Source organism: Ruminococcus sp. CAG:379 (assembly GCF_000434255.1).
Lineage (GTDB): Bacteria > Bacillota > Clostridia > Oscillospirales > Ruminococcaceae > Ruminococcus_F > Ruminococcus_F champanellensis.
Genome location: NZ_FR894849.1, coordinates 1 through 2,411, shown reverse-complemented (window position 1 = coordinate 2,411; position 2,411 = coordinate 1). Strand labels below are relative to the sequence as shown.

Here is a 2,411-nt window from a genome sequence, read left to right as displayed (position 1 = left end):
GTCGCATTGACATTCTCCACGGTAAAGTGCAGGGTCACGATCACCCCATCGTGCAGCAGTTTTCCGCTTGCCTGATCATAGTGCATGCCGTCCACCACACTGTATGGACACGTATCCTCCAATGCAATTCCCGCCTCCGCAAAGGTCGCAAACACCTCTGCCCGATCAATGGTCACATAGATTTCCCCACTACCATGAGATTGTACCAGGTTTTTCGCGTAAAAGCGTTCCCCCAGGGCAGCGTACCTGGGAGCCTCCGGCGTTTTTGTGGAGCCGGAATCGGAACCACTATCGGTGCTGTCGGCACTATTGACTGCGGCAGAATCACGCTGGGCTTCTGACCAGGTTTCAATCTGAATGTCCCCAAACGTACAGGCGTTCAGCAGCAAAAGCGCACAGGCAAGGGTGCCGCAGAAAAAAGTTCGCTTCATTCCACACCTCACTTCAAGTTCAGATCAACCCACGGACCGCGGTTTTTAGTGTCTGCCGTTTGAAACACCACAGACTCCAGTGGAACGTTTTCTAGGCGAACCAGGTACGACGCCTCAAATTCGGTGGTTTCCCCCGGCTCCAGGTGAAACGCAAAGTAGTTTCCGCTGCATGCATCGTGTTTACTGAAATAAAAATTAGGGCCCTCTGTGCAGGCACCTAAGGCATCCACCCGGAAATCATATTCTTCATAAAACTCCGGCTCCCACGCATGCTCCGGTGAGGTCGCATTGACATTCTCCACGGTAAAGTGCAGGGTCACGATCACCCCATCGTGCAGCAGTTTTCCGCTTGCCTGATCATAGTGCATGCCGTCCACCACACTGTACGGAAACGTATCCTCCAATGCGATTCCCGCCTCTGCAAAGGTCGTAAACACCTCTGCCCGATCAACGGTCACATAGATTTCCCCACTGCCAGCAGGTGGACTTACCAGGTTTTCTGAGTAAAAACGTTCTCCCAAAGCAGTTTGGAATTTGATCTCCGGCTTTTTTGCGGAGCCGGAATCAGAACCACTATCGGTGCTGTCGGCACTATTGACTGCGGCAGAATCACGCTGGGCTTCTGACCAGGTTTCAATCTGAATGTCCCCAAACGTACAGGCGTTCAGCAGCAAAAGCGCACAGGCAAGGGTGCCGCAGAAAAAAGTTCGCTTCATATCTTCCACCTTTTGTTCGTCAAGTTCTCTCTGACAGGAAAACAAGATGCCGGACTGCATGAGATCATTCCGCCCGGCATCCTGCTGCTTAAAATCGGGCGCTAGTTGGCAACGGTCACGCTCAGGTTGCCGGAAAAGTCCGGACTCCATACACCGGTAATGGTGGACGGGTTATAATAGCTTGTGGAAGCAAACTTCAGACCGGCGCAGGCATCCCCACGCTCATAGATCAGGTTCTTGACAACATACCGAGTACCTGCCGAAACTGTAACCCGAGCGGTGGAACGACCATTTTTGTTGCAGGTTCTGTTTGCCACAGCAGAGGACCACCAGGTATCGCTCAGCCCCCAGGTCTGAACATACACATCACGGTCTGCAGCCGTAAGATAAATGTACACGCTGGAATTGTTCGTCTTGACTCTGACACCTTTCTCATCCACAGGCAATTCCGTATAAGTATCGGCAATGCCGGGAGCCGCAGTGAAGTTGGTGATCCTAGTATCCCCTGTGTTTGCGGCGTGTACGCTCATCCCCCCCAGGCTTACCGTAAGGGACGCCGTCGCCATCAACAGTGCAAGCGTTCTTTTCAGTGTTTTTTTCATTCTGAATTCCTCCTTTGATTTGAGATTGATTTGATAATTACAGCTTTTTCTCCCGAAAGCCTGACCGTTAAATCAGGAAAAAGCAATTACCCTACAGTCTGGGCACGTTTCACCCATATTATCGAAATTACTCGTTTTTTATCCTTAATTGCATTATACAGTATCCTGGTGGTCTTTGTCAATACCATTATTAGATTTTTTTGAAAATAGGACTGTAGAAACAATGGTGCATAAAAAAGGCGAATACAAGCAGAACGCCCCAGTAGATGCTCTCCGTGCCGCTGTTCATCCCACAAACACTTCATCTTTTTGCACGCATCTACTATATAAACGATTGAGCATGCCAAAAAGATGTCACCCCCGTCAAAGTTTACAGAAAGTTCACAATTTTGATGCCACCAACGAGAGGACAATGCCTGGAGGACTTTGGAAAATGGTCAGGGGTGATGCTGCCTACGGAAATGCGAATAGATAAAGCAGACCCCGCATCACTGGTTTTCAGCGGTGCGGGGTTGTTTGTTAGAATTGGATCTGAAGCCATTTTTCCAATTGTTCCTGCTCTATGATTTTTTGCAGCAATGGCGGATAATTGTTCTGTTAATACGTAAGGAGTATGTTCAGCAGCAGCTAATAACAAAGTCGGGTATCCGTAAAGCGAGTTG

Annotated in this window: 3 protein-coding genes and 1 pseudogene; all 4 read right to left on the bottom strand. The window is 49.4% G+C overall.

The window, feature by feature from the left end; translation table 11 throughout:
* A pseudogene (locus tag QVO51_RS03060) lies at positions 1–431 on the bottom strand (hypothetical protein); the annotation flags it as partial.
* Between the two features lie 8 nt (positions 432–439).
* Positions 440–1,147, bottom strand: coding sequence for a hypothetical protein (locus tag QVO51_RS03055; RefSeq protein ID WP_288167797.1), 708 nt, complete (start codon positions 1,145–1,147; stop codon positions 440–442).
* 101 nt (positions 1,148–1,248) lie between these two features.
* Positions 1,249–1,749 (bottom strand): hypothetical protein, encoded by a 501-nt coding sequence (locus QVO51_RS03050; RefSeq protein WP_022357184.1) that lies wholly within the window; start codon positions 1,747–1,749, stop codon positions 1,249–1,251.
* A gap of 370 nt (positions 1,750–2,119) precedes the next feature.
* Positions 2,120–2,411, bottom strand: a 292-nt coding sequence (locus tag QVO51_RS03045) for a hypothetical protein (protein WP_288167796.1), incomplete at its 5' end; no start/stop codon positions are given.

What these genes read in the sequence shown, in the direction of transcription:
- QVO51_RS03055 (WP_288167797.1), bottom strand. Translation starts at nt 1,147, where the DNA reads ATGAAGCGAACTTTTTTCTGCGGCACCCTTGCCTGTGCGCTTTTGCTG.
- QVO51_RS03050 (WP_022357184.1), bottom strand. Translation starts at nt 1,749, where the DNA reads ATGAAAAAAACACTGAAAAGAACGCTTGCACTGTTGATGGCGACGGCG.